Annotated in this window: 22 protein-coding genes; 17 read left to right on the top strand and 5 right to left on the bottom strand. The window is 41.8% G+C overall.

Annotation, left to right across the window (positions count from 1 at the left end; translation table 11 throughout):
• Positions 1-333: 333 nt before the first annotated feature.
• The 12 genes from V7L07_RS26880 to V7L07_RS26825 all read left to right on the top strand — a co-directional run bounded on the left by V7L07_RS26880 (position 334) and on the right by V7L07_RS26825 (position 13413).
• Positions 334-615, top strand: coding sequence for a hypothetical protein (locus V7L07_RS26880; protein ID WP_335061972.1), 282 nt, complete (start codon positions 334-336; stop codon positions 613-615).
• A gap of 982 nt (positions 616-1597) precedes the next feature.
• Positions 1598-3832, top strand: a complete 2235-nt coding sequence (locus tag V7L07_RS26875) for an AMP-binding protein (RefSeq protein ID WP_335061971.1) — start codon at positions 1598-1600, stop codon at positions 3830-3832.
• On the top strand, positions 3829-5235 hold the full coding sequence (locus tag V7L07_RS26870; RefSeq protein ID WP_335061970.1) for an aminotransferase class I/II-fold pyridoxal phosphate-dependent enzyme: 1407 nt from the start codon (positions 3829-3831) through the stop codon (positions 5233-5235). Before V7L07_RS26875 ends, V7L07_RS26870 begins: the two co-directional genes overlap by 4 nt.
• 62 nt (positions 5236-5297) lie before the next feature.
• Complete coding sequence (locus V7L07_RS26865; RefSeq protein ID WP_335061969.1) at positions 5298-6176, top strand: class I SAM-dependent methyltransferase; 879 nt, start codon at positions 5298-5300, stop codon at positions 6174-6176.
• Between the two features lie 107 nt (positions 6177-6283).
• Positions 6284-6607: a DMT family transporter gene (locus V7L07_RS26860; protein WP_335061968.1), complete on the top strand. Its 324-nt coding sequence runs from the start codon at positions 6284-6286 to the stop codon at positions 6605-6607.
• 101 nt (positions 6608-6708) lie between these two features.
• Positions 6709-7866: an acyltransferase family protein gene (locus V7L07_RS26855; protein WP_335061966.1), complete on the top strand. Its 1158-nt coding sequence runs from the start codon at positions 6709-6711 to the stop codon at positions 7864-7866.
• A gap of 198 nt (positions 7867-8064) precedes the next feature.
• Positions 8065-9384 (top strand): ABC exporter membrane fusion protein, encoded by a 1320-nt coding sequence (locus V7L07_RS26850; protein ID WP_179065521.1) that lies wholly within the window; start codon positions 8065-8067, stop codon positions 9382-9384.
• A 34-nt stretch (positions 9385-9418) separates the two neighbouring features.
• On the top strand, positions 9419-10585 hold the full coding sequence (gene devC, locus V7L07_RS26845) for an ABC transporter permease DevC (RefSeq protein WP_335061964.1): 1167 nt from the start codon (positions 9419-9421) through the stop codon (positions 10583-10585).
• A 27-nt stretch (positions 10586-10612) separates the two neighbouring features.
• Positions 10613-11182, top strand: coding sequence for a YvaD family protein (locus V7L07_RS26840; protein WP_335061962.1), 570 nt, complete (start codon positions 10613-10615; stop codon positions 11180-11182).
• 225 nt (positions 11183-11407) lie between these two features.
• A complete protein-coding gene (locus V7L07_RS26835; RefSeq protein ID WP_335061960.1) occupies positions 11408-12133 on the top strand; it encodes a pyridoxine 5'-phosphate synthase in 726 nt (241 codons plus the stop codon).
• Positions 12134-12300: 167 nt separating this feature from the next.
• The gene (locus V7L07_RS26830) at positions 12301-13020 is read left to right on the top strand and encodes a SnoaL-like polyketide cyclase (protein ID WP_335061959.1); all 720 of its coding nucleotides are present in this window, start codon (positions 12301-12303) and stop codon (positions 13018-13020) included.
• A gap of 63 nt (positions 13021-13083) precedes the next feature.
• Positions 13084-13413, top strand: a complete 330-nt coding sequence (locus V7L07_RS26825) for an MgPME-cyclase complex family protein (RefSeq protein ID WP_335061957.1) — start codon at positions 13084-13086, stop codon at positions 13411-13413.
• Positions 13414-13522: 109 nt separating this feature from the next.
• On the opposite strand, the gene V7L07_RS26820 is transcribed toward V7L07_RS26825, so the two are convergent.
• On the bottom strand, positions 13523-14479 hold the full coding sequence (locus V7L07_RS26820; RefSeq protein ID WP_335061955.1) for an aliphatic sulfonate ABC transporter substrate-binding protein: 957 nt from the start codon (positions 14477-14479) through the stop codon (positions 13523-13525).
• 329 nt (positions 14480-14808) lie between these two features.
• Here V7L07_RS26820 and V7L07_RS26815 point away from each other — a divergent pair, with 329 nt between their 5' ends.
• The gene (locus tag V7L07_RS26815; RefSeq protein ID WP_335061953.1) at positions 14809-15576 is read left to right on the top strand and encodes a LysR family transcriptional regulator; all 768 of its coding nucleotides are present in this window, start codon (positions 14809-14811) and stop codon (positions 15574-15576) included.
• Between the two features lie 56 nt (positions 15577-15632).
• Here the strand turns inward: V7L07_RS26815 and V7L07_RS26810 are convergent, their stop codons facing one another.
• Positions 15633-16730, bottom strand: coding sequence for an LLM class flavin-dependent oxidoreductase (locus V7L07_RS26810; RefSeq protein ID WP_335061951.1), 1098 nt, complete (start codon positions 16728-16730; stop codon positions 15633-15635).
• Between the two features lie 642 nt (positions 16731-17372).
• Between V7L07_RS26810 and V7L07_RS26805 the strand changes: the two genes are divergently transcribed.
• Positions 17373-18038 (top strand): hypothetical protein, encoded by a 666-nt coding sequence (locus V7L07_RS26805; protein WP_335061949.1) that lies wholly within the window; start codon positions 17373-17375, stop codon positions 18036-18038.
• A gap of 50 nt (positions 18039-18088) precedes the next feature.
• Here the strand turns inward: V7L07_RS26805 and V7L07_RS26800 are convergent, their stop codons facing one another.
• The 3 genes from V7L07_RS26800 to folD all read right to left on the bottom strand — a co-directional run bounded on the left by V7L07_RS26800 (position 18089) and on the right by folD (position 20816).
• Positions 18089-18544: a divergent PAP2 family protein gene (locus V7L07_RS26800; protein ID WP_335061948.1), complete on the bottom strand. Its 456-nt coding sequence runs from the start codon at positions 18542-18544 to the stop codon at positions 18089-18091.
• A gap of 276 nt (positions 18545-18820) precedes the next feature.
• A complete protein-coding gene (gene crtE, locus V7L07_RS26795) occupies positions 18821-19753 on the bottom strand; it encodes a geranylgeranyl diphosphate synthase CrtE (protein WP_335061946.1) in 933 nt (310 codons plus the stop codon).
• Positions 19754-19928: 175 nt separating this feature from the next.
• Complete coding sequence (gene folD, locus V7L07_RS26790; RefSeq protein WP_335061944.1) at positions 19929-20816, bottom strand: bifunctional methylenetetrahydrofolate dehydrogenase/methenyltetrahydrofolate cyclohydrolase FolD; 888 nt, start codon at positions 20814-20816, stop codon at positions 19929-19931.
• Between the two features lie 446 nt (positions 20817-21262).
• Here folD and V7L07_RS26785 point away from each other — a divergent pair, with 446 nt between their 5' ends.
• The 3 genes from V7L07_RS26785 to V7L07_RS26775 all read left to right on the top strand — a co-directional run bounded on the left by V7L07_RS26785 (position 21263) and on the right by V7L07_RS26775 (position 23353).
• Entirely contained in the window at positions 21263-21520 is a 258-nt protein-coding gene (locus V7L07_RS26785) for a hypothetical protein (RefSeq protein ID WP_335061942.1), read from the top strand.
• A 33-nt stretch (positions 21521-21553) separates the two neighbouring features.
• A complete protein-coding gene (locus tag V7L07_RS26780; protein WP_335061940.1) occupies positions 21554-21988 on the top strand; it encodes an NUDIX hydrolase in 435 nt (144 codons plus the stop codon).
• Between the two features lie 261 nt (positions 21989-22249).
• Entirely contained in the window at positions 22250-23353 is a 1104-nt protein-coding gene (locus tag V7L07_RS26775) for an AI-2E family transporter (protein ID WP_335061939.1), read from the top strand.
• Positions 23354-23497: the final 144 nt, after the last annotated feature.

The raw sequence follows: 23497 nt of genomic DNA, 5'->3' as shown, positions 1-23497 counted from the left end.
ATCAGCTATTTATTTAAAGTAGTCTGCCCAAAAACCAGCTTTTTCTAACTCAGTTTTTTTTGGGCGTAGGCGTAGCCCCTCGTAGACATCAGATTTTTCCGGTAAAATTGGTAACATCTGAAATCGCTGGTTGCATTGGCAACGAAATTTTTTGCATAAAATTCGAGTGGAACCCAGATAAAGCTATTATCAAGCTGATAAGCATAATATCTCTTTCCCAGAAGCCACGACCTTGAGGACGAACGTGCAACGATGTTTATCAAACTCAGATAACAGTTTGCGATCGCCAAATACAGGAGTGCTTGGCTCAATTTAGCAACAAAGTTAATTTGAATGAATCTCCACTTCCGCAACCAAAATACCCCCGCCATAAACCCCAAGGCAATGAACCTGCTTTTGATTTACGGTCAAAACGTGACTGGCGGTAAGGTCAAAAGCTCTCAAATTTTTTGTACTGTTGTGAATCGAGCTGCCAATGCTTTTCGTATGGTGGCTTTTTCTCTGAATCACAATCGTTCTGCTCTAGGTGCATTTTATCGTTGCTTACGTTCTCGCTTGGGCGTACTCAAAGTCATCACTGCTACTGCACACAAACTAGCTCGTTTGTTCTACTGAATCTGGACAACGGCTGAGAATATTCTGAATTCTGGCATGGACTAAGCTAAAACACAGCTAATTTGCATATTAAAATTTTCTCAATATCTTGTGGGGTAGGCATCTTGCCCGCCCTGATTATGCAACTTTAATGCTGATTAGCTTACTAGCAAAAATACCAGAAACTAATTCTCAAAAACTCCCGACAAAAAGCTCAGACTCTTGATTTGGAACTTGTTCCTATTTCTCACCTCACTAAATATGTTTCTTGAAAACGCGATATTGCTAAATTATTAGATCGTGTCATAGGCTTATAAAATAAGCGTTATATTTTTCTTTTTCAGTATATAAAGACAAGGTTATGATTTAGTTAAACACTAGATTTTTCTGATGAGACTAGCGTTATATTTTTCTTTTTTGGAATATAAAGACGAGATCATAATTCAGTAAAATACTAGACTTTTTAATGAGACTATTGTATATAGTTTATTAGTTCACAAATATCAAAATAATCTGTGAAAATAAAAACTAATTAGAATAGGCATAAACTTTACTGTGTAAAGGCTAGGTGCATTATATATTGGTCTAGATTAGCTGGTAGAAGTCTGCTAAATCAGAGCTTTATGTTTTGGTTAAGCTTATTGAAGCTAAACAGAGCAATACTTTCAGGTACTTACTAGTAATTATTTTTTTCAATTTGGATGACACAGAAGTGAAGAGTAATGTTTGATTAACAATACTCAAAACTTTTCAATGCGGAGTCTTTGATATGCTTGCTAGAAAGACTTTACAAGAGATGTCAGTTCACAGTTAACCCCATCTTAAATTGTCACTAATCTCTTACTCACAAAAATTTTGCAAGACAGATGCATAATTCATTATAACTTCGCTGTTAAGTCAATTAAGTCAAGGTTATCGAAATAAGCGAGATGGCTGTTGTTTCTATCAAAAATTGATATCTAGCCTAATTTTTGAATTCTGATTAAAAGGAGCAAGAGAAGAGATGATTGTTGGATTCAATAATTCAGCAAAAGTGCAACTTAATTTTTCCAATTTAGTTGACATACTGCGTTATCGAGCAGTTCATGAGCCTAATAAGATCGCTTACACCTTTCTGGTGAACGGAGAAAATGACGAAGTTAGCATAACTTATGCAGAGTTGGATCTAGTCTCGCGGGCGATCGCCACTCAGTTGCAATCCATAGGTGCATTCAATTCTCGTGCATTGCTGTTCTACCCACCAGGTTTGGAGTTTATTGAAGCATTTTTTGGTTGTTTATATGCTGGAGTCGTAGCTGTTCCTGCCTATCCACCGCGTTCTAACCAGTCTCTATCCCGTCTACAAGCGATCGTCGCAGATGCAGAAGCGACTATCGCGCTCACCACTACAACTGTCTTGTCCAATGTAGAGCGACGATTCGCTGAGTCTCCGAATCTACAGGCTCTGCGCTTGCTAGCAACCAACAACATCAACACTGGTTTAGCACAAGAATGGCAAAAACCATTACTAGATAGCAATACTCTGGCATTACTTCAGTACACTTCTGGCTCTACAGGCACTCCTAAAGGAGTGATGCTGAACCACGGAAACTTGCTACACAACTCGGCTCTAATCTATGAGTGTTTTCAAGATACACCTAACAGTATGGGTGTGAGCTGGTTGCCCGTATACCATGATATGGGACTGATTGGAGGTGTACTACAGCCCCTCTATATCGGTGCGCCAATGACACTCATCTCACCAGTTGACTTTTTGCAAAGTCCAGTTAGGTGGCTTAATGCAATTTCCCGCTACAAAGCTACCACTAGCGGCGGTCCTAATTTTGCTTACGACCTATGCGTTCGCAGGATCACCGACGAACAACGGATGACTTTAGACCTGAGTAGCTGGGAAGTCGCCTTCAACGGAGCCGAACCCATTCGTGCCGAGACATTAGAGAGGTTCGCTGCGGCTTTTGAACCCTGTGGTTTCCGAAGAAGCGCTTTCTACCCATGCTACGGAATGGCAGAAACCACCCTGATTGTTTCTGGTGGGTTCAAGGCAACTCAACCAGCAATCAAAATCATCCAGGGAGATGCTCTGGAACAAAATCAGGTTGTTCCAGCTTTTAGAGAAAAGAATGGAACCCGTACACTAGTTGGCTGTGGACAAACTAGGTTGGATCAACGGATTGTTATTGCCCATCCTGAGACTTTGACCCGTTGTTTACCTGATGAAGTAGGTGAGATTTTGGTGTCAGGTGGCAGCGTAGCTCAAGGGTATTGGAACCGTCCTGAAGAAACAGAGTATACTTTCAAAGCCTACCTGGCAGATAGTGGAGAGGGACCATTTCTGCGTACAGGAGACCTGGGATTTTTGCAGGATGGAGAGTTGTTCATCACAGGTCGGATCAAAGACTTAATCATTATCAGAGGTCGCAATCACTATCCCCAAGATATTGAACTGACTGTGGAACAGAGCCATCCAGCACTGCGACTAGGACATGGAGCAGCATTTTCAGTCGATATGGATGGTATTGAGCAACTGGTGATTGCACAAGAGGTAGAACGTAGTTATCTGCGAAATCTAAATATCAATGAAATTGTCACGGCAATCTGCCAAACAGTGGCGCAACAGCACGAAATCCAAGTTTATGCCATCTTGCTACTTAAGACAGGGAGTATACCGAAAACCTCTAGTGGGAAGATTCAGCGTTATGCTTGCCGAACAGGTTTTCTCAATAACAGCTTAGATGTAGTGTCGGACTGGATCGCGAACCCTCGAATGAAAGCAAACTTCCGCGATCTGCAAGAAGAAGTAGAAATTTTAGAGCAACAACTCCAAACTCACAAATCGCAATCATCTTTATCAGGTAGAAATAATGCTAATGAGCAAGCGAGTTGCCAAAAGATGTTTCAGAAAGCCCAAGCTATTCAAGATTGGTTAGTTTCTAAAATTGCTGAGTATCTGAAAGTTAATTCTCATGAGATAGATGTCCATAACATCGATATTCGCAAGCCCTTAGACAATTACGGTTTGGATTCCGTAGCAGTAATGGATATTTCCTACCAGCTAGAGAATTGGCTTGGGTGCAGAATTTCTCCTACTCTATTGTACGAACACCCAACGATTGAAGAGCTTGCCCAACATTTAGAATCCATGCAAACGGAAGATATTATCACCAAAGTTGATCAACTTTCAGATCAGGAAGTCGATTTATTACTCAACAAATTCTTGCATCAAGGAAGTCACCAATGAGTTATATCAATAAAAATATATCTGCTTTCTCAAACGAGGAAAAGCGTGTACTTCTAAAGCAGCTACTTAGTCAAAAAGTTAGCAATCAACAAAGCTGCAATACTCCGAGTCTGAAAGCTTTATTTTGCGATTTGTTAGGGAAGAATGCTGACGATATTCCACATGAATATTATAACTTTCACCTGTACCCGGAGTACCTAAAACTGCGACAGCAAATGCAGGATATGGAAGTTAGTGGTGCCGTCAACCCATATTTCACAATGCATGAAGGGTTAAACAATGACACGACAATCATTGGCGATCGGCAACTTATCAATTACTCTAGCTACAACTATTTAGGGATGTCCGGCGACCCAGTAGTGTCTCAGGCTGCGAAGGAAGCTATTGACCGATTTGGTACATCTGTATCAGCAAGTCGCATTGCGTCAGGAGAAAGACCGTTGCACCGGGAGTTAGAAAGAGAACTTTCTGACTTTATTGGAACGGAGGACTGCATTGTTTATATAGGAGGTCATGCAACTAACGTAACGACCATTGGTCATTTAGTTGGGCAAGACGACCTAATCCTGCATGACGCATTCATTCATAACAGTGCATTAGAGGGCTGTAAGTTGTCTGGAGCAAAGCGACTTTCTTTCGCGCACAATGATTGGCAGGCGCTTGACGAAATACTTAGCAATCAGCGTCACCGCTACAAACGGGTGCTTATCGTCATCGAAGGGGTCTACAGCATGGACGGCGACATTCCCAACCTGCCGAAATTCATTGAGGTTAAGAAACGCCATAAGGTGTTCTTAATGGTGGATGAAGCCCACTCCATAGGTGTACTAGGAAAGTACGGTCGCGGTATCGGGGAGCATTTTGGAATCGATCCCACTGATGTAGACCTGTGGATGGGTACTCTTAGCAAGTCGTTTGCTAGCTGTGGCGGCTACATAGCAGGCTGCAAAGCTTTGGTCGAATATCTTAAATACACTGCCCCAGGCTTTGTCTATAGTGTCGGTATTTCACCATCAAATGCAGCAGCAGCGCTGGCAGCTATCCAGATTCTCAAGACAGAGCCAGAGCGAGTCACACATCTGTATGAGCGCTCAAAGCTCTTCCTAGAACTTTCTCGCAAACAAGGGCTAGATACAGGCATGAGCCAGAACACCCCTGTCGTGCCAGTCATTGTTGGCAATTCCTTACACTGCATACAACTGTCGCAAGCGCTCTTCAAGCGTGGCATTAATGTCCGACCGATAATTTATCCAGCTGTTCCAGATAAAGCAGCCCGCCTGCGCTTCTTCATAGCTTCTACTCATAATGAAGATCAAATCCGCTTCACTGTGAGTACAACTGCGGAAGAGTTAGCGAAAATTCAAGCTTCTCAATTTACGAAAGTCAGTTCATTCATTGACTAACTAGCTATTAGTCAGTAGGGACACGTATCTATACATTAGTCATTAATTTTTGAGGTGAATCAATGAAGTCAGCATTAAAATTGCCACAACTGATTTATAGAACAGCCATACTCAAGCTGAGTAATATTAACTCAGACCCAACGGCTGACTACAATGCAGCCGCTGCATCCTACGATGCCTATTACTCAAAATATCTTGGTCAAGGGGCATTAGGAATGTTGGAAAAACTCCCAATTAAGTCAGGTCAACATATCTTGGATTTAGCTTGTGGGACAGGCTTCTTTACTCATCGGTTAGCTGAGAAAGTTGGAAAACATGGAAAAGTGGTTGCAGTAGACCTCTCTCCTGGTATGCTTCAATGCAATCAAGAGAATGCTACATCCCAAGGTATTTCAAATATTAATTTTGTGCAATCTGACGCTCTCTCTTTTCTGTCGGGACTTTCAGATAATTCCATAGATGGCATTGTTTGTGGTTGGGGAATTTGCTATATGGAACACGGAAAGTTCCTCCAGGAAATAGAAAGAGTAGTAAAACCAGGAGGCTTTATTGGGTTGATTGAAAATAGGGCTTGTTCACTAAAAGCTATTTCTGATCTATTTACAAAAGTTCTGTTGGATTACCCGAATGCCATGATCAAAAATATGGTTATTCATCTGCCAAAAGACAAGAATTATTTGGTAAAAACTTTTTGTAAAAGTAGCTTTAAAGTCCAAGAAGCCTGGGATGGAGAAGTCTCTGTTCCTTGTAAAGACGGTAATGCAGTAGCTGAATATATGATTAAATCAGGTGCTTCTGCGGGCTTTTTAGATGCATTGGACAAGAATTTACTACCTCAAGTTATGCAAAATTTTGTCCGTTATGCAGATGAGAGTTTTGCCAAGGGACAAGAGGTTCCGGTGATACATGAGTTCTCTGCTCTTGTTGCCACCAGGCAATAATTGTTATCAATTACTAATAGCTACTTGTTCTAATGAGCGAGTAGCTATTAACAATACTTTGCCCTATTTGACTGATTGTAAATAAATTTACAGGTAATAGATATAAAATGAGCTGGCTTTTTTTATTATTGGCAATAATGTCAGAGGTTACAGGCACTACTTGCATGAAATTATCAGTAGGCTTCACTCAATTATTGCCTTCAATTGCAATGGTAATATTTTATGGTATAAGTCTTACTTCTTTGACGTTTGCCATTAAAAAGATTGATGTTAGCGTTGCTTATGCAATCTGGTCTGGTCTGGGGACAGTTTTGATAGCAATTATAGGCATTTTGTGGTTTAAAGAGCCAGCCAATACATTGAAGATAATATCAATTGGACTGGTGATTATGGGAGTAATTGGTTTAAATATCAGTGGTGGAAGTCATTAATCATTAGTAAGAAATAACTGATGCTTTTTATGATTAACAATGCACTTAATTAGCCAGAGTCAACGCATCTAGTTCTATAGTGAAACATATTAACTTCTATAGTGAAACATATTAACTTTCTGGACGGCTTGCGTGCGATCGCCGCTCTGTTTGTACTATTCAGTCATACATGGTATCAAATATGGCCAGCTGTATCTCCCCCATTTGGGTATGGTCATCGACCTACTGGATTGATACTGCTCCTCACTAGCTGGCTTTATTACGGACACTTTGCTGTAGTTGTATTCATCGTTTTATCAGGCTTTTGCCTGATGCTACCTGTTATTCAAAATAATGGTATTTTGCGTGGTGGGACACTGGAATTTTTCAAAAGGCGAGCTCGGCGTATTCTGCCTCCCTACTACTGTGCTCTATTGTTTTCACTATTCCTCATCTGGCTTTTTATTGGTTTGAAGACGGGAACACAGTGGGATATAAGCGTACCAGTGACGCTGAGTGGATTGATTGCACATATCTCAATGTTCCAAGATTTTGTTAACACGACCCAAATTAACTATGTTTTCTGGTCTATCGCCCTTGAATCACACCTATATCTTTGCTTTCCCCTTCTCGTACTCAGCTGGCAGCGCTTTGGCAGCATTAAGACCACACTTGGAATCGGCTTATTTACTTACATTACTATTATTCTGCTGGAAATCGCGCAGGTAAAAGAAATACCCCCACAATTTTTAGGTTTGTGTTTCTATTTTGTATTGGGAATGCTTGGTGCAACCATCGTCTTTTCCCAAGATCGGCTTTGGGCATTGATGCGTAAGCATTTTCCCTGGCACTTCGTTATAGCTGGTTTAATTCTGACAATTATCTTGTTCTGCTATCTCTGGGGATTCGATATAGCAGAAGAGCGTTTTGCCTTTTTAGATACTATGACTGCATTAGGTACGTTGTTTTTGCTTGTAGCTGCCTCACGTCCTGGAGCAAACAAAGTTCGTAATTTTCTAGGTTCAAGTCTACTTGTCTTTATTGGTACATTCTCGTACAGCTTGTATCTCATTCATGCACCTCTACTACAAATTGTCTGGCAGTATGTTCTGCATCCATTACATCTCGGAAAAGTCTTTGAGTTTGTTTTACTTCTGCTTGTAGGCACACCGATGATTCTTGGTGCAGCATACGTCTTCTTTTTTTATTGCGAGCGGCCATTCTTAAATACACGCCGAGTTTCAGCATCAAAATTAACAAACAACAGAATAAGGAACTGAGAAATTTTTTAAATAGTTTTAATGATAATCTTATGTGATCCAAAAATACTCATTTCTTTTGGGAAAAGTATCAAAAGTAGTCGTAACAGCAAGGTAATATTCATATACGCCAAAATATTAAACAATCTAATTCTCTGAAATTACCGCTCCCTGAATCCTGAAAAACCAATAGAAGGTAGACAAATACAGAAAATAAAAATGGCAAACCAGTTATTATCAAAACCTAATAAATGCTGGGTTATTAGTTTATCAATTATTGCAGGTTTAGCCCCAATTGGCATCTCTGTGTACATTCTGCAAAATTACCAACTCAATTTTCAGAGCCGTAGCTCCTTAACACAGACACCTGTGAGGGCTTCGTCGGCTGTCACTACTATTGCTGGTTTGGGACGTTTGGAACCTCAAGGAGAAGTCATTCATTTGTCCGCGGCGGCTTCTGCTGAAGGTGGTGTTAAAGTAGCCCAACTGCTTGTTAAAGAAGGCGATCAAGTTCAGCCTAAGCAGGTTATTGCCATTTTAGAAAACCGCGATCGCCTGCTAGCTGTTAGGGAACAGGCAAAAAAACAAGTTAAAGTCGCCCAAGCTAGTTTAGCCAAGGTAAAAGCTGGTGCGAAAGTAGGAGAAATCATCGCTGGACAAGCTACAATTGCTCGCTTACAAGCTCAGTTGCGTGGGCAAATTGCAACTGTGCAAGTTACAATTGCTCGCCTACAAGCTCAGTTGCAAGGAGAAAAGAAAGTTCAACAAGCTAAGATTTCTCGTCTCGAAGCTCAGTTGCGTAATGCTCAGACAGAGTTTGAACGCTACCAGATGCTATACCAACAAGGTGCGGTTGAAGCCTCAAAATTTGACAGCAAGCGCCTGGAGGTAGAAACTGCTAAAGAACAGTTGAAGGAGGCAAAAGCTGCTCAAAAGCAGACTTTAGAAACTTTGCAACAACAGATTAACGAGACTGAAGCCACTCAGAAGCAGACCTCGGAAACTTTGCAACAACAGATTAACGAAGCAAAAGCGACCTTGAACCAGATTACTGAAATACGTCCAACTGATTTGCTGTCTGCTGAAGCTGAAGTTGAAAGTGCGATCGCAGCCTTAAAAAAATCTGAAGCAGACTTGGCTTTAGCTTATGTGCGATCGCCCTCTTCTAGTCAAATTTTGAAAATTAATGCTCGACCTGGAGAAATTGTCACAGAGCAGGGAATTGCCGATCTTGGTCAAACAAATCAAATGTATGTGGTAGCAGAAATCTATGAAACCGATATTACTAAAGTACGAATTGGGCAACGCGCCACTGTTACAAGTTTTGCATTTGCCGAGCAATTACGGGGAACTGTGGTTCAGATTAGCTCGCAAATTGAGAAAAAAAGTATTCTTGATACCGACCCAACCGCAGATTTAGATGCAAGAGTAGTCAAAGTCAAAATCCGCCTCGATCCAGTAGATAGCAAAAAAGTGGCAGGTTTAACGAATTTACAAGTAGAGGCGGTGATTAATATTTCACCTTCTCATCAAGAATAACTAGACATTCAACAAATCTCAATAAAATTCTACTATGTTTATTAAAATTCCTCTAGCTTGGTTACAACTAACTCGTAAAAAAAGTCGCCTTCTGGCGGCAATGGCAGGCATTGCATTTGCAGATATTCTCATGTTTATGCAATTGGGTTTCCAGGATGCTCTGTATGAAAGCAATACTCAGCTGCATAAGAGCCTACAAGGCGATTTATTTTTAATTAATCCCCAGTCTCAAACAATTGCCTATATGGAAAGCTTTTCTCGACGCCGATTGTACCAAGCGCGAGGCTTTGATAATGTTGAGTCTGTTAATTCTTTTTATGTCGATTTTATTAGATTTAAAAATCCAGAAACTCGTTACAATCGAACAATCTTATTTTTAGGTTTTAATCCAAACGAACGAGTTTTAAAATTACCTGGTATCCCAGAAAATATAAATAAAATTAAGCTACCTGATGTGGTTTTACTTGACAGTGCGTCACGTCCTGAATTTGGCACAATGGCAATTTCTGAAAAACTTAAACAAGGTCAAATTGTTTCTACTGAGATGGGTGGTCATAAAATAAAAGTGGGAGGATTATTCAAATTAGGTAACTCTTTTGCTGCTGATGGAAATTTAATTGCCAGTGACTTGACATTCTTGCGAATATTCAAATTTAAAAACCGCAATCCCGAACAAATAGATATAGGTTTAATTACTCTAAAACCGGGGTCTGATACTCAAAAGGTCAAAGCAAATTTAGTGGCTAACTTACCCCAGGACGTTAGAGTACTTACCAAACAAGAATTCGTGGACTTTGAGCAAGAACATTGGTCTAGCAGTACGCCCATTGGTTTTATCTTTAGCCTGGGTGTCATGATGGGATTTCTAGTCGGTGCGGTTATTGTATATCAAATACTTTATACTGGTGTTTCCGATCACCTAGCAGAGTATGCAACGCTGAAGGCAATGGGATATGCAGATATTTACTTTCTAGGTGTCGTTTTACAAGAGGCCTTGATTTTAGCTATTTTAGGCTATACACCTGGTTTTATTTTATCTGTTTTCTTGTATGATTTTGCACAAAATGCAACATTATTACCTATTGTAATGAATGTTTATCGGGCTTCTGGAGTACTAATATCGACAATTTTTATGTGTTCTATTGCTAGTGCGTTTGCAATAGTTAAACTACGTTCTGCCGATCCATCTGATATTTTCTAATTTTCTTGTCATTCACTGGTTAATCCAATGTCAAAATTATTGGCTCTTGATGTTGAAAATATGGTTGTCTTGGCAAGAAATTTGAATAAAATATACTGTAATGCATCTCATTCACTATTTTTTCTCAATCTAAATTTATTTTTGATAAGTTATTTATCATACGAAAGCAGCCTTACTCATAATATTGAAAGGGATGATTCAACCATGAAAAAGCTCAAGATTTTTTTTCTGATTACTGATATTGGCTTTCTTTTATATTGGATCATAACCTTACTTCATTTAATCCCTGACAGATATTTATTTAAGGATTATACAAATCCTATATTAGTTGCTTGGAATTTTTCCTTTTTACCTTTAGATTTGCTAATATCTTTTACAGGGTTATTAAGCTTATTTCTTTATCAAAAAGGTAAAATAGTTTGGATAAAATTTGCGTTAACATCATTAATACTGACGTTTTGCTCAGGTCTGCAAGCAATTGCCTTTTGGACGTTAAGACTGGATTTTGACTTGAACTGGTGGCTCCCTAATTTATTTTTACTTATATACCCAATGTTTTTTATTCCTCGGATTATCTCAAATAAAATCGTGGAATGAAAAAGGGCTATGCATTAGTCACATCTTTTATAACAAGCATTTAAAGTCTTCTGACTTCAGGTTTTTTAGCTGTTCTTAGAACATAGATAATACTACCCAACTCTAATCTACTTGTCCCACGCATTTAGGACTTTTGCAAAAGGTCTTTTGAGAAACTCAAGCAAAACTCCCACTATTTCCGGTAAAATCAAGTTCTGAGGACTGTGGATTTGGGAGAAACTTGGGGTGCCTACACTTGGCGTTAACATTGATCACATTGCCACCATCCGGCAAGCACGGCGGACGGTAGAACCAGATCCCGTAGCAGCTGCGGTGCTGGCAGAACTAGGCGGTGCAGATGGGATTACAGTACATCTGCGCGAAGATCGGCGGCATATCCAAGATCGGGATGTGCGGATATTGCGGCAAACAGTGCGATCGCATCTTAATTTAGAAATGGCCGCTACAGAAGAAATGCTTGCGATCGCTCTCGATATCAAACCAGATTACGTGACTTTAGTCCCCGAAAAACGCGAAGAAGTCACAACAGAAGGCGGATTAGATATCATCGGGAAAATTGCTAGAATAGGTGAAATCGTCGATAAATTGCAAAGCGCTAATATTCCAGTTAGTTTATTTATCGATGCCGAACCAACACAAATCGAAGCATCTGTCAAGGTACAGGCGCAGTTTATTGAATTGCACACCGGACAATACGCTGAGGCTAAAGATGAAACAAATCGCCACCGAGAATTAGCCATATTAGCTAAAGGTTGCGAACAAGCGATTCAAGCTGGATTGCGAGTCAACGCTGGACACGGACTCACCTATTGGAACGTCTTTCCTGTGGCTGCGCTTCCAGGCATGGAAGAACTGAATATTGGTCATACCATCATCAGTCGGGCAGCATTAGTAGGTATAGAAAGGGCAGTCCGTGAGATGAAAGAAGCTATAAGGGGAAATAGGGAATAGGGAATAGGGAATAGGGAGCAGGGAGCAAGGGAGAAGAATTTTCCCCTCTGCCCCCCGCCCCTCTGCCTCCCCAGTCCCCAGTCCCCAGTCCCCAATCCCCAATCCCCCACAGAGGGTTGTCACTGCGAAATCTAGAAATTGGGATCAAATTTTCAGCAAAAACTTCTATGAGCGCAACACAATCTAACAACCTGCCACTTTGGGTACAGGATCGAGATCAGGTAATAGCAGAAAGCACTGATGTCGAGTGGCGCTATCAGACACCGCCTGATTATTCCCGTTCAAAAGAGAATCTTGCGAAAGAAAGTATCTACAATCACCTTGAAGGTACACTAGAAGCGATCGTGCAAAACTTAGTGCGAACCTTCGAGATGGAGGTATCCTTCAAAGCTAACCCCCAACAGTGGTTATCTATTGTGAATGAACAGTTTCGGGTGAGTACCAATGGCGGAGTAGAGTATACCGCAGCAGATTTATCAGCCCAAGGTACTTACAATTTATTCATGGCTGATTCAGAGCATTACAAAGCTTCAGAAGAAAGCTTTGAATCATCCGCAAAAGTCTTCCACACAACATTTCCTCAAGGATTTCCTTGGGAAGTACTGGAAGTTTTCTCAGGGCCACCAAATGTCACATTCAAATGGCGGCATTGGGGACATTTTAACGGAGAATACAAAGGTCATGCACCTACTGGAGAGACAGTAGAAATTATCGGCATGAGCATTGCAAAAGTTACCGATGACTTGAAGGTTATTTCCTTAGAACACTACTTTGACAATAATCTGTTCTTGGAAAAGCTAACATCTGGTGGCAAACAGACAAATGCTGAAAATCAGAAAAGTGCTTGTCCGTTCAGTTCTTGGTTCAAGAAATCCCACAAAAGTTAGTTTGTAAGGGTACAGAGTCACTGTGCCCTTAAACTATTCACATAGTAACTACAAAGGATGAAAATGCAAAAATATCATTACGTTTTGGCTAGTCAACGTTTTCTTCTCCAAGAAGAACCGATACAGGAAGTTCTCAAAGAGCGCATCCGTAACTACCACGAACAAGAAAAACAAATAGATTTTTGGTTGGTTGAGCAACCAGCTTTCTTGGAAGCACCACAATTTAAAGAGCTAAAGGCGAAGTGTCCTCAACCAGCAGTGGCGATTATTTCTACTAATCCCCAATTTATTACTTGGTTAAAACTGCGTTTAGAATATGTCATCACTGGAGAATTCCAGGCTCCTTGTGAGGCAATACCCGATGCATTGGCATCGCTTGTGACTGTTTCCTAATTTGGGCATTGAAAAGAGGCAGAGGGGCGGGGTGCGGGGGGCGGAGGGGAAAACTCAAACTCTTCTCCCTTGCTCCCTGCTCCCCATTCCCCATTCCCCATTCGATTGATCAATGTACTTTATTCCTGACAGCATCGGGAGTAATTGCTGCATACTGTTCGGGGGTAAGGATGCCCAACCTAACATTCACTTGTTTGGGAATAATCTTTAACTGATACAGCAAATCTGCAACCTGTTGTTGAGCGTTAATCACTTCCTCAGTAATCGGTTTCATGTCGAAGTTGCGCCTTGTTAGCAATAGTTCCATTGTTGGGATATCTATCTTGAGTTTCGGTGCAAGAATTTGTGCTGCTTCACGCCTGTTGTTATTTGTCCATTGTCCAACGTTGTAGTATTCTTCTAAAATCGCTTTGAGCAGATCGAGATTATTCTTAGCAAACTCCCGAGAAGCCAAGTAATAGCCCCCTGGCGTATCAATGCCTTTACCATCTCGTAGGGTGCGAATATTACTTTCCTTTTGTAGTTGTAGTAGAGCCGGATCTGAAGCTACAAAAGCATCTACAGTCTTGTTTAGAAATGCTGAACGTCCATCGGGAGTTGTTAAGTTAACCGATTTGATGTCACTTAATTTCAGCCCTACTTCCTCAAGTGCTTTTACCAAGAAATACGTTAGAGCCGTACCCCTAGCATAAGCAACTTTCTTGTCTTTAAGATCCGCTAACGTGCGAATTGGAGAGTCATTTGGGACGACGATCGCTTTGGCTTCTGCGGTTAACCCTGGTATATTAGCCAGATACACTAAGTTGCTACCAGATGCTTGGGCAAAAATTGGCGGTGTTTCTCCCGTCGGCCCCAAGTCTATGCTCCCTACATCTAAGGCTTCTAGTAAGGGAGGGCCGGAAACAAATAAAGACCACTGCACGCCAACTCCCAGAGAAGTCAAGCGCTTTTCCATCACTTTTTTCTCGTGGGCGATGAGGTCCCCAGAATTCTGATAACCAAGTCTAACTAACTTGGTACTACTATTTTTTGTATTGCAACTGGCTAAAGCTGTAGATATAGCCATGAATCCATAACAGACATGGAAAAAATTGCGTCTGGATATTCTTGAGTGCTTTGTGATTCGGTTGTGAAAATATTGATTAGACATATTACTTACAATTCCCTGCTACCGTGATTTTGGTTGAGTAAAATAAACTTTCTATATATATCCAAGAGATTGCTAAGACAATATCAAAACTGCCCTAGCTACTCACAAATTCATCTATTGAGTTGAATTGGTAATACCTTTTTTGTTCTCAAAGAGATTCTACGGCAAATAAAAGCACAGGGGAATTTCTAAAAAAGTATCGCAATTGATACTATTTTGGTATCAGTCAATTTCTGTCGATTTCTATGGAATTGAGAGACTTAAACGCCTTCCTCGTCCTTGCAGAAGAACTAAATTTTAGAAAAGCAGCGGCCAGATTGCATCTTACACAACCTCCTTTGACGAGACTCGTGCATCGACTTGAGGCGCAGTTAGGAGTCCAGTTGTTTGAGCGATCGACAACAAAGGTTGAACTGACTCGAAGTGGAATAATCCTTTACGAGGGAGCAAAAGACTTAATCAATCAAGCCGAACGACTTAAACAGCAGGTTAGTCAATCTGCTAAGAATAGTGAAGGTATACTTCGCGTGGGGTTTTCTGCCCTTGTTGAAGGTAGGATCAACCTCGATGGCGTTCAGACACAATTGATTCACCGAGAGGACTTTGGAATTTTGATGTCCAAGACTCATCGGTTGGGAAAGAAAAAACTCATTCGTTTTGCCGATCTCCACGATGAGACATTTATCTTTCAACCCAGGAGGGATAATCCCCAGTTCTACGACAGTTTTCTTACCCTGTTAAGAGACGGAGGAATTGAGCCTAAGCTATTCCACAAGAAACCTAATCAGGAATGCCCCTTATTAGTCTCTTCTGGTGCAGGGATACTTTTAACTACACGAACTTTAAGTAAATTTGCAACCAAAGACTTACGATTTATCCCTTTACTACCTCCTCGTCCTCAGTTGGAAATTTCATCTGTCTGGCTAGATGGGTTTGAGTCTCCACAACTAAAACTCTTCCTTAGCTTTATCAAACAGAATTCAGGAGTCAGAATTCAGAATGAATTATTCTGAATCCTGAATTCTTCTTCATCAGCACGACTGAGGTATAGATGTTTATAGGATCATAACTAGTTCGCAACAGAAACCGCTTGGCGATCGCGCCGTGCCACTTCCGCACGCACCAAAGAAATCACCTCTCCATAATCAATCGCATCTTGTAGCGGATCGAAGCCTCGGATCAATAGAGTGGTAACACCAGCATCGTAGTAATCAAGTAAGGCTTCTGCAACTTGCTCAGGTGTACCCACAAGAGCCGTCGTATTACCTGCTGCACCGGTCGCTGCGGCTATTGGTGTCCACAGACGCTTATCGTAAATTTCTCCTTTTGCCGCAAAGTCTACTAAACGCTGTGACCCTACCGCTTGTGGTCTAGTTAAGGGATCGACTTTCACCTCTTGCCGCAGTTCTTGAATCCGCGCCAAAATATTGTGTGCTTTCTCCCAGGCCTGTTTTTCTGTGGCACCAAGAATCGGTCGTAGGGACACACTAAAGCGGATAGAACGACCAGGAGGTAAGGCCGCATTTACTTCAGCGATGCGCTCTTTGACTCCGGCAATTGGCTCACCCCATAAGGCGTAGACATTACTGTGTTTAGCTCCCACGTTGACAGCAGAGCCGGATGCGCCGCCAAAGTAAAGCGGGATATGGGGCTTTTGCAGTGGTTTGATTGCCGCGAAAGCATCTTTAACGTGGTAGAATTCGCCTTCGTAGTCGAAAGGAGTATCGCTTGTCCAAATGCGGCGAACAATTTCTAGGTACTCATCGGTGCGACGATACCGATTGTCATGATCTAGCCAGTCACCATCTCGTTGTTGGTCAGCATCATTACCACCAGTGATGATATGTACTGCTATGCGGCCGTTGGTGAAGTGGTCGAGGGTAGCTGCCGTGCGGGCTGCTAAAGTGGGAGCAACAAAACCCGGTCGGTGGGCAATCATAAAGCCCAATCGCTCGGTTACGGAAGCTGCATAACTAGTCACGAGAAAACTATCAGGGCTACTAGAACGGTAGGCAACTAGTACTCGGTCAAAATCACTTTTCTCATGAGCTTGAGCAAATTCACGAAGGTAATCTTTGTCGATGATGTCTTCGTTCAGGGTTCCAGGAATACTATTTAACTCCGAAACTGGTGTTGTGCGGATTGCTCCAATGAACTCGATAGGCATGATTAATTCTCCTGAAAAGGGATTAGGGACTGGGGACTGGGGACTGGGGATTGGGGATTAGGGATTGGGGACTGGGAAAATTTTTTTTCAATACCAATCTGCAATACCCATTTAAATGCTACAAATGTGCATTGCTTAGGCATCTCTGACGAACAGGGCTGCTCAAAGCTCGCGATCGCCCTCTCTGGACAATGCGTTATTGCTAACCTATGGAAAATATCGAGACTACCTAGTAGTCTGTCCCAAAAGTTTTGAGAGGTTAGTGGTGTTCAGATCCCCGACTTCTTGAAGAATTCGGGGATCTAGCAGCCCCACAAAATTAATGGGACAGACCACTAGCTATGAAAACTTTTTTCGCTAGGGTAGTAAAATTAAACTACGGTAATCTTATCTGAAAACAGTAGTTTTTCCAATGAAGTGACCACAGATCATTTCAAGAAGCAAACTTCTCATCACAGTTGCAACGCGATGCCCTTACCAAAAAAACCAACAACCGCAACAATTCCCCAGCAGCAAAAGTTTCCCTAAAGGGCGATCGCCAATCAATCACTATGTAGAGACAAGTGCTATATTATTTTGGGGGAACAAAATATATTTTTATAAAATCTTCTAAGACACCTTAATTTACATAATCTAACTTTTGTGCATAGATTTCAGACTTTACCAAGTGTTTTAGGATTAGCAGTTGCAGGGTTGATTGGTGGCACGAGTTCTGTCTTTGCCCAACAAACCATTCCCCTTTGTCAACCACCAAATGCAGGCGAGTATCTTTTATTAGTAGTCAGTCCCACAGCGAATAATCAAAAGCAGTTACGTAGTGCCTTACCACCTGAACTCAAAACTATCACCTGCAAATATCTCAACGAAACTGTGACGCGAGTAGGTGGCTTTAACAAAATCGATGATGCCAATCGTTGGGCAAGATATGTCAGTAATATTGTTGGCTTGTCTGCCATAATTACCACTCGACCAACAACACCAGATGTGCAGGCGGTACAACCACAGGCACAGCGACAGCTACAGCCACCTCAGCAGACAGTTAGTTATAATCCTCAAGCTTTAGGAGAGGGTTATGCAGTGTTGGTAGATTATTACAACCGCCCAGAACTCGTAAATAGTGTGCAGCAAGCAGTTGGAGGTAACGTCGGCTTTGTTTCTTATGGACAACGCCCTTACTTGTTGGCAGTTTATACTACTAACCAAAGTGAAGCATACAACACATTGCAGAAGCTCAACAATGGCGGTTTTGTTGCCAGCATCGTAGATAGTCGTAAGGTGATTCTGCTGCGCTCAACTGTGCGGTTGTAGTTATTAGTCATTAGTCATTAGTCATTGGTTAATAAACTGTAGACTATTGACTAATAAGCAGACCTCCCTAACCAATAGATGGTTATACCCAAAGCCGCTCCAGCGATTACCTGAACTGGTGTATGTCCGAGTAATTCTTTCAGACGGTCTTGGCTAAAGTCTGGTTTTTCATGAAATAATTCATCAATCATTTGATTGAGGATACGAGCTTGTTTGCCAGCAGCTTGGCGAACTCCGGCTGCATCATACATGACAATAATGGCAAAAATCATCGCAACGGCAAAATCAGGAGATGCCCAACCCAGTGTTTGCCCGACACCAGCCGCTAGAGCCGTAACTAGAGCCGAATGGGCACTAGGCATACCTCCGGTTGTTACCAAAACACGTATATTCAGTTTGCGATTTTTGATGATTTCGATTACGAGCTTTAATGCTTGAGCAATTAAACAAGCTACCAGAGCAACCAGCAGCACGCGGTTGTCTAAAATGTTGCCTATGTCCTGCATGGTATTTTGGTTAGGTTAGTAAATATTAGCAGCAGTTGTTGGTTGAGGAAACATTTAGATTCAACCCAAAATCCCAAATTAACCTAGTAGATCACGGTGGAAACAGACCAATTCTTCAAAATCACCTAAAAGCTTAATGGATCAGCTTTTTGAATTTTGAATGAGTAAATTTTGAATTCCGTTGGGCGGTGTAGTACAGCATAGCGTCAATAGACCACCCATTTTCAATCAAGAAAACGCTTGTGGTATAGGAATTACGAATTACCCAAAACGTTACTAGTTATTGCGGCTGGTAATAAAATGAGCGATCGCTTGGAGTGGTTTAGCTCTGTCTCCAAACGGTTCCAATTCCACACAAGCTGCTTTAACTAGCTCTTGGGCTTTTGAGCGTGATTCCTCAAGTCCCCAAAGGCTGGGATAGGTCACTTTCTTAGCTTTTTGGTCTTTACCAGCTGTTTTACCTAATTGCTCTTGGGTAGAAGTGATATCCAGAATATCATCGATGATTTGGAATGCTAGCCCAATATTTTGAGCATAACGGGTCAGTCGTTGCACATCTTCGGGTGATGCATCAGTTATGATCCCACCACAAACTACAGAAGCTTCTAAAAGGGCTGCTGTTTTGTGTTTATGAATAAAATTTAGCGTTTCTAGAGAAATATCAGATTTCCCTTCCGACTCTAAATCGACAACTTGACCGCCGACCAAACCAGCTGCCCCCAGCGCCCGACCAAGACGGACAACTACTTGTAAGACTAGCTCTCTGGGAACACTTTGGGGGGTTTGAAGGGCAACAAATTCAAAAGCGAGAGCCAACAAGCCATCCCCAGCCAAAATCGCGACATCTTCGCCATAGACTTTATGATTCGTCAGCTTCCCACGACGGTAATCGTCATTATCCATCGCTGGGAGGTCGTCATGAATCAACGACATTGTATGGATCATCTCCACAGCACAAGCCGTCGGCATAGCCATCTCGATGGTTCCACCCATCATTTCACAGGTAGCAAGGCAAAGAATGGGACGTACACGCTTACCTCCAGCTAATAACGAGTAGCGCATCGCCTCATAAATCTTTTCTGGATAAATGACTGGGATAGACTGATCCAAAGCATTATCACAAAGCTTTTGCCGCTCTTTGAGATAGGCTGCTAAGTTAAATGTGGTTCCCTCTGGTGGTGTTTTTTGAACGTTATCAGTTGCTACCATGCTTTAATTCCTGACATTTTGGGATTCTTGTCTTATACGTCACAATTTTAAGGCGCTGTGGGGCTGAAAAAAATGAAGAGTTAGGAGTTAGGAGTTAGGAGTTAGGAGTTAATAACTCTTAACTTTTAATTCATCACTCTTAACTTTTAATTCATCACTTTTAACTTTTAACTCATCACTCTCTTTCTTCTTTTGTCGTTCTGACATAGCTAGCAAATGTATTTTCCAACAATATGGCAACAGTCATCGGGCCAACACCGCCAGGAACAGGAGTGATAAATCCTGCTACATCAGAGGTTGATTCAAAATCAACATCGCCAATGAGGCGACTTTTGCCATTAGCATCGGTGACGCGATTCATCCCCACATCTACCACAACTGCGCCCGGTTTCACCATGTCAGCAGAGATTAGTCCGGGAAGACCTACTGCTGCAATTAGGATATCAGCATTTTGGGTGATGGTTTTGAGATCGTGCGATCGCGAGTGAGTGATCGTAACGGTGGCATCAGCTTCTAATAGCATCAGCGCCATCGGTTTACCCACCAAAATACTGCGTCCCACCACTACTGCCTGTTTTCCCTGCAAAGGAATCTCATAAGCTTCTAAAAGCCGCATTACACCAGCCGGAGTACAGCTACGTAAACCACTTTCTCCCCGTACTAGTCGCCCCAAGTTAACTGGGTGCAGTCCATCGGCATCTTTATCGGGATCAATTTGATGCAGCAGAGTCACAGCATCCAAGTGGTTAGGTAAGGGCAACTGTACAAGAATGCCATCCACCCGTTCATCGTGGTTGAGCGCAGCAATGACCTCTTCTAACTCCCCAAGGGTAGTTTGGGCAGGAAAATGCTTACCAAAAGAAGCGATCCCAACTTTAGCGCAGGCTTTTTCTTTATTGCGTACATAAGCGGCTGACGCTGGGTTGTCACCAACCATCAACACTGCTAAACCAGGAGGTCGTCCAATTTTTGGTTGTAATTCTGTAATGGCGACAGAAAGTTCTTGCTGAATTTTTGCCGCTAAAGTTTTACCATCAAGGAGTTTGGCAGTTTTTGTTTCCATAAAAATTCCCAGCTATATTCGCTTGTTGTCCAAAGTCCAAAGTAAAAATATTGATTATTGCATCTTGACTTTTGACTATTATTGTGTGGCTGTTTGATGTCGTAGCGTTTCTCTCACAGTAAATTCATAATATTTATTTTCTCAGATTAACGGCATCATCTGAAGAATTAGGGAGTGGGGAGTGGGGAGTAGGGAGCAGGGGAGAAGAATTTTCCCCTTCGCACCCTGCCCCTCTGCCTCTTTTCAATCAATGCCCCATGCCTAAAATAAATAAATCGGTGGTTTTCATGCAAAAAACGAGAAATTTTCCCCTTTCATTCTTATACGGGCACAGTATTTTTCCATACCGCTTAGGATTGACTTGTTTCCTCGTAGCGGGACTTTGTAGTTGTGGTAACTTGACATTACCTAGCTTAAGTAAGGCTGGCTTAAAATTTAGGACAAATGTGACTCCAATTGGAGAAATTAAACCAAAACAGGACAATCAGGCTATAGTTTACATCCAAGGTCAGGTAGAAAAGCAAGCTCCTCTGATCAAACAGTGGGCTTATAAAATTAGTGACTCAACCGGCAAAATTTGGGTTGTTACCAATCAAAAGAATCTGGGTGAGGGTTCACAAGTGGTAATTAAGGGTAAAGTTCGCTACCGAAGTATTCCCTTAGCTGGCAAAGAATTGGGGGAAGTTTATTTAGAAGAAGAGTAATCAGCAATTAAATTAAAAATAAATATATGAACTATGAACAGTCAACAGGTACACGTAGCGATCGCAATTCTCTATCAAAAAAACAAGTTTCTCATGCAGCTACGCGACAATATCCCCGGTATTCTCTATCCTGGTTACTGGGGGCTGTTTGGCGGTCACATCGAACCTGGTGAAACGCCGGATGTAGCCGTAAAACGAGAAATATTAGAAGAAATCGGCTATGATTTACCACCCTTTGTTGAATTTGGCTGTTATCCCAACGAAAGAGTTGTCCGTCATGTCTTTCATGCACCACTCTTGGTGGAATTAAATCAACTGGTTCTTAACGAGGGTTGGGATATGGCGTTATTTACCCCAGAAGATATCCGTCAAGGTAACTGTTATTCACAAAATGCTGGTGAAATCCGACCTTTAGGGGCAATGCATCAGAAAATTATGTTGGATTTTATTGAGAAAAATCTAACATAATTTGGGGATTGGGTATGGGGCATTGAAAAGATGCAGAGGGGCAGGGTGCGGGGAGCGGAGGGGAAAATTCTTCTCCCTGCTTCCTTGCTTCTTCCCCACTCACCACTCTTGAGGGGCATTGGGGATTGAAAAGAGGCAGAGGGGTGGGGTACTGCGTCTTGCTGAGGGGAAAATTCTTCTCCCTTGCCCCCTGCTCCCCACTCCCCACTCCCCAAACTCCCAAGCCACAATAAAGTTAGAACTCTTATGGGGTCATCACTAATGCAATCAGCAAACAAATTGCCGCGATGGTTAACTATCGGATTGGCATTTCCTATTGCTATTCTCAACGGCTGGCTATTGATCCAGGTTATACAATATTTTCAACCCTTAGTTAGCATTATTGCCGCCGCCATCCTACTGGCTTTTGTCTTGAATTATCCAATCCAGTTTCTTCAGGAACAAGGGGTAAAACGCAACTTAGCGATCGGGGGAGTGTTGCTTTTGACTCTGGTGGTTTTAGTAGCTTTAGGCATCACCTTGGTTCCCCTGATTATTCAACAGCTCGTTGAACTGGCTAATATTTTACCCAGTTGGATTGATTCTGGTACTCAGCAGCTACAAGCTTTTCAAGATTGGGCGTTAAGTCAACAGCAACTTCCGATTAATTTAAGTGGTTTATTTACCCAAGTTCTGGAACGATTATCTAACCAACTTCAATCCTTCACTGGTAGAATTCTTGGTTTTGCCGTCGATACCATCGGTATTGTCCTCAATGTGCTGCTGGCGGTAGTGCTGACTATCTACCTAATATTGAACGGTGAACGTCTTTGGGACGGAATTTTTCAGTGGTTTCCCCCTAACATTGGGTTCAAAGTGCGGGAATTACTGCGAGAAGATTTCCACAATTACTTCATCGGTCAAGCAACATTGGGAGCTGTGTTAGGGGTGACAATTACGCTGGCGTTTTTAGCGCTGCAAGTCCCCTTGGCTCTACTTTTTGGCATCGGTATTGGCTTGTTTTCACTCTTCCCCTTTGGTACGGGAGTTGGTATTACGATAGTAAGTTTGTTAGTAGCGCTGCAAAATTTTTGGTTAGGAGTGGAAGTCTTAGGTGTCGCTGTTGCGATCGACCAAGTTAACTCTAATATTATTGCACCTCGAATTCTCAGCAATTTGACCGGCTTAAATCCTGTATGGGTGGTAATTTCTTTATTACTAGGAGCAAAGTTGGGAGGTGTTTTGGGTTTGTTAGTTGCGATCCCCATTGCCAGTTTTATCAAGGATATAACAGATAGCTGGCGGGCTGGAGAATTTAATAAAATAGATGATATTGAGTCTGAACCTATTGCGATAACAACTGAGAGAGCAGGAACTTACAGCTAAAATTACATCATTCAGATTAACTGAAAAACTGGTGATTTTGTCCAGAGATCAACTATAAAACCCTGATTTATGATGCCAACAAACAAGAAGCTATTACTTTGTGCATCTTAAGATAAGGGTAAAAAACTGGAGCGTAGGCGTAGC

This window comes from Nostoc sp. (assembly GCF_036916985.1).
In the GTDB taxonomy this organism is placed as follows: domain Bacteria; phylum Cyanobacteriota; class Cyanobacteriia; order Cyanobacteriales; family Nostocaceae; genus Nostoc.
The sequence above is the reverse complement of the archived record's forward strand: the minus strand, read 5'-3'. Positions and strand labels throughout refer to the sequence as shown.

Excerpts from the sequence above, each read along its gene's own strand:
- V7L07_RS26880 (WP_335061972.1), top strand. The coding sequence starts at position 334 with ATGAATCTCCACTTCCGCAACCAAAATACCCCCGCCATAAACCCCAAG.
- V7L07_RS26875 (WP_335061971.1), top strand. The coding sequence starts at position 1,598 with ATGATTGTTGGATTCAATAATTCAGCAAAAGTGCAACTTAATTTTTCC.
- V7L07_RS26870 (WP_335061970.1), top strand. The coding sequence starts at position 3,829 with ATGAGTTATATCAATAAAAATATATCTGCTTTCTCAAACGAGGAAAAG.
- V7L07_RS26865 (WP_335061969.1), top strand. The coding sequence starts at position 5,298 with ATGAAGTCAGCATTAAAATTGCCACAACTGATTTATAGAACAGCCATA.
- V7L07_RS26860 (WP_335061968.1), top strand. The coding sequence starts at position 6,284 with ATGAGCTGGCTTTTTTTATTATTGGCAATAATGTCAGAGGTTACAGGC.
- V7L07_RS26850 (WP_179065521.1), top strand. The coding sequence starts at position 8,065 with ATGGCAAACCAGTTATTATCAAAACCTAATAAATGCTGGGTTATTAGT.
- devC (WP_335061964.1), top strand. The coding sequence starts at position 9,419 with ATGTTTATTAAAATTCCTCTAGCTTGGTTACAACTAACTCGTAAAAAA.
- V7L07_RS26840 (WP_335061962.1), top strand. The coding sequence starts at position 10,613 with ATGTCAAAATTATTGGCTCTTGATGTTGAAAATATGGTTGTCTTGGCA.
- V7L07_RS26830 (WP_335061959.1), top strand. The coding sequence starts at position 12,301 with ATGAGCGCAACACAATCTAACAACCTGCCACTTTGGGTACAGGATCGA.
- V7L07_RS26825 (WP_335061957.1), top strand. The coding sequence starts at position 13,084 with ATGCAAAAATATCATTACGTTTTGGCTAGTCAACGTTTTCTTCTCCAA.
- V7L07_RS26820 (WP_335061955.1), bottom strand. The coding sequence starts at position 14,479 with ATGGCTATATCTACAGCTTTAGCCAGTTGCAATACAAAAAATAGTAGT.
- V7L07_RS26815 (WP_335061953.1), top strand. The coding sequence starts at position 14,809 with ATGGAATTGAGAGACTTAAACGCCTTCCTCGTCCTTGCAGAAGAACTA.
- V7L07_RS26810 (WP_335061951.1), bottom strand. The coding sequence starts at position 16,730 with ATGCCTATCGAGTTCATTGGAGCAATCCGCACAACACCAGTTTCGGAG.
- V7L07_RS26800 (WP_335061948.1), bottom strand. The coding sequence starts at position 18,544 with ATGCAGGACATAGGCAACATTTTAGACAACCGCGTGCTGCTGGTTGCT.
- crtE (WP_335061946.1), bottom strand. The coding sequence starts at position 19,753 with ATGGTAGCAACTGATAACGTTCAAAAAACACCACCAGAGGGAACCACA.
- folD (WP_335061944.1), bottom strand. The coding sequence starts at position 20,816 with ATGGAAACAAAAACTGCCAAACTCCTTGATGGTAAAACTTTAGCGGCA.
- V7L07_RS26780 (WP_335061940.1), top strand. The coding sequence starts at position 21,554 with ATGAACAGTCAACAGGTACACGTAGCGATCGCAATTCTCTATCAAAAA.
- V7L07_RS26775 (WP_335061939.1), top strand. The coding sequence starts at position 22,250 with ATGCAATCAGCAAACAAATTGCCGCGATGGTTAACTATCGGATTGGCA.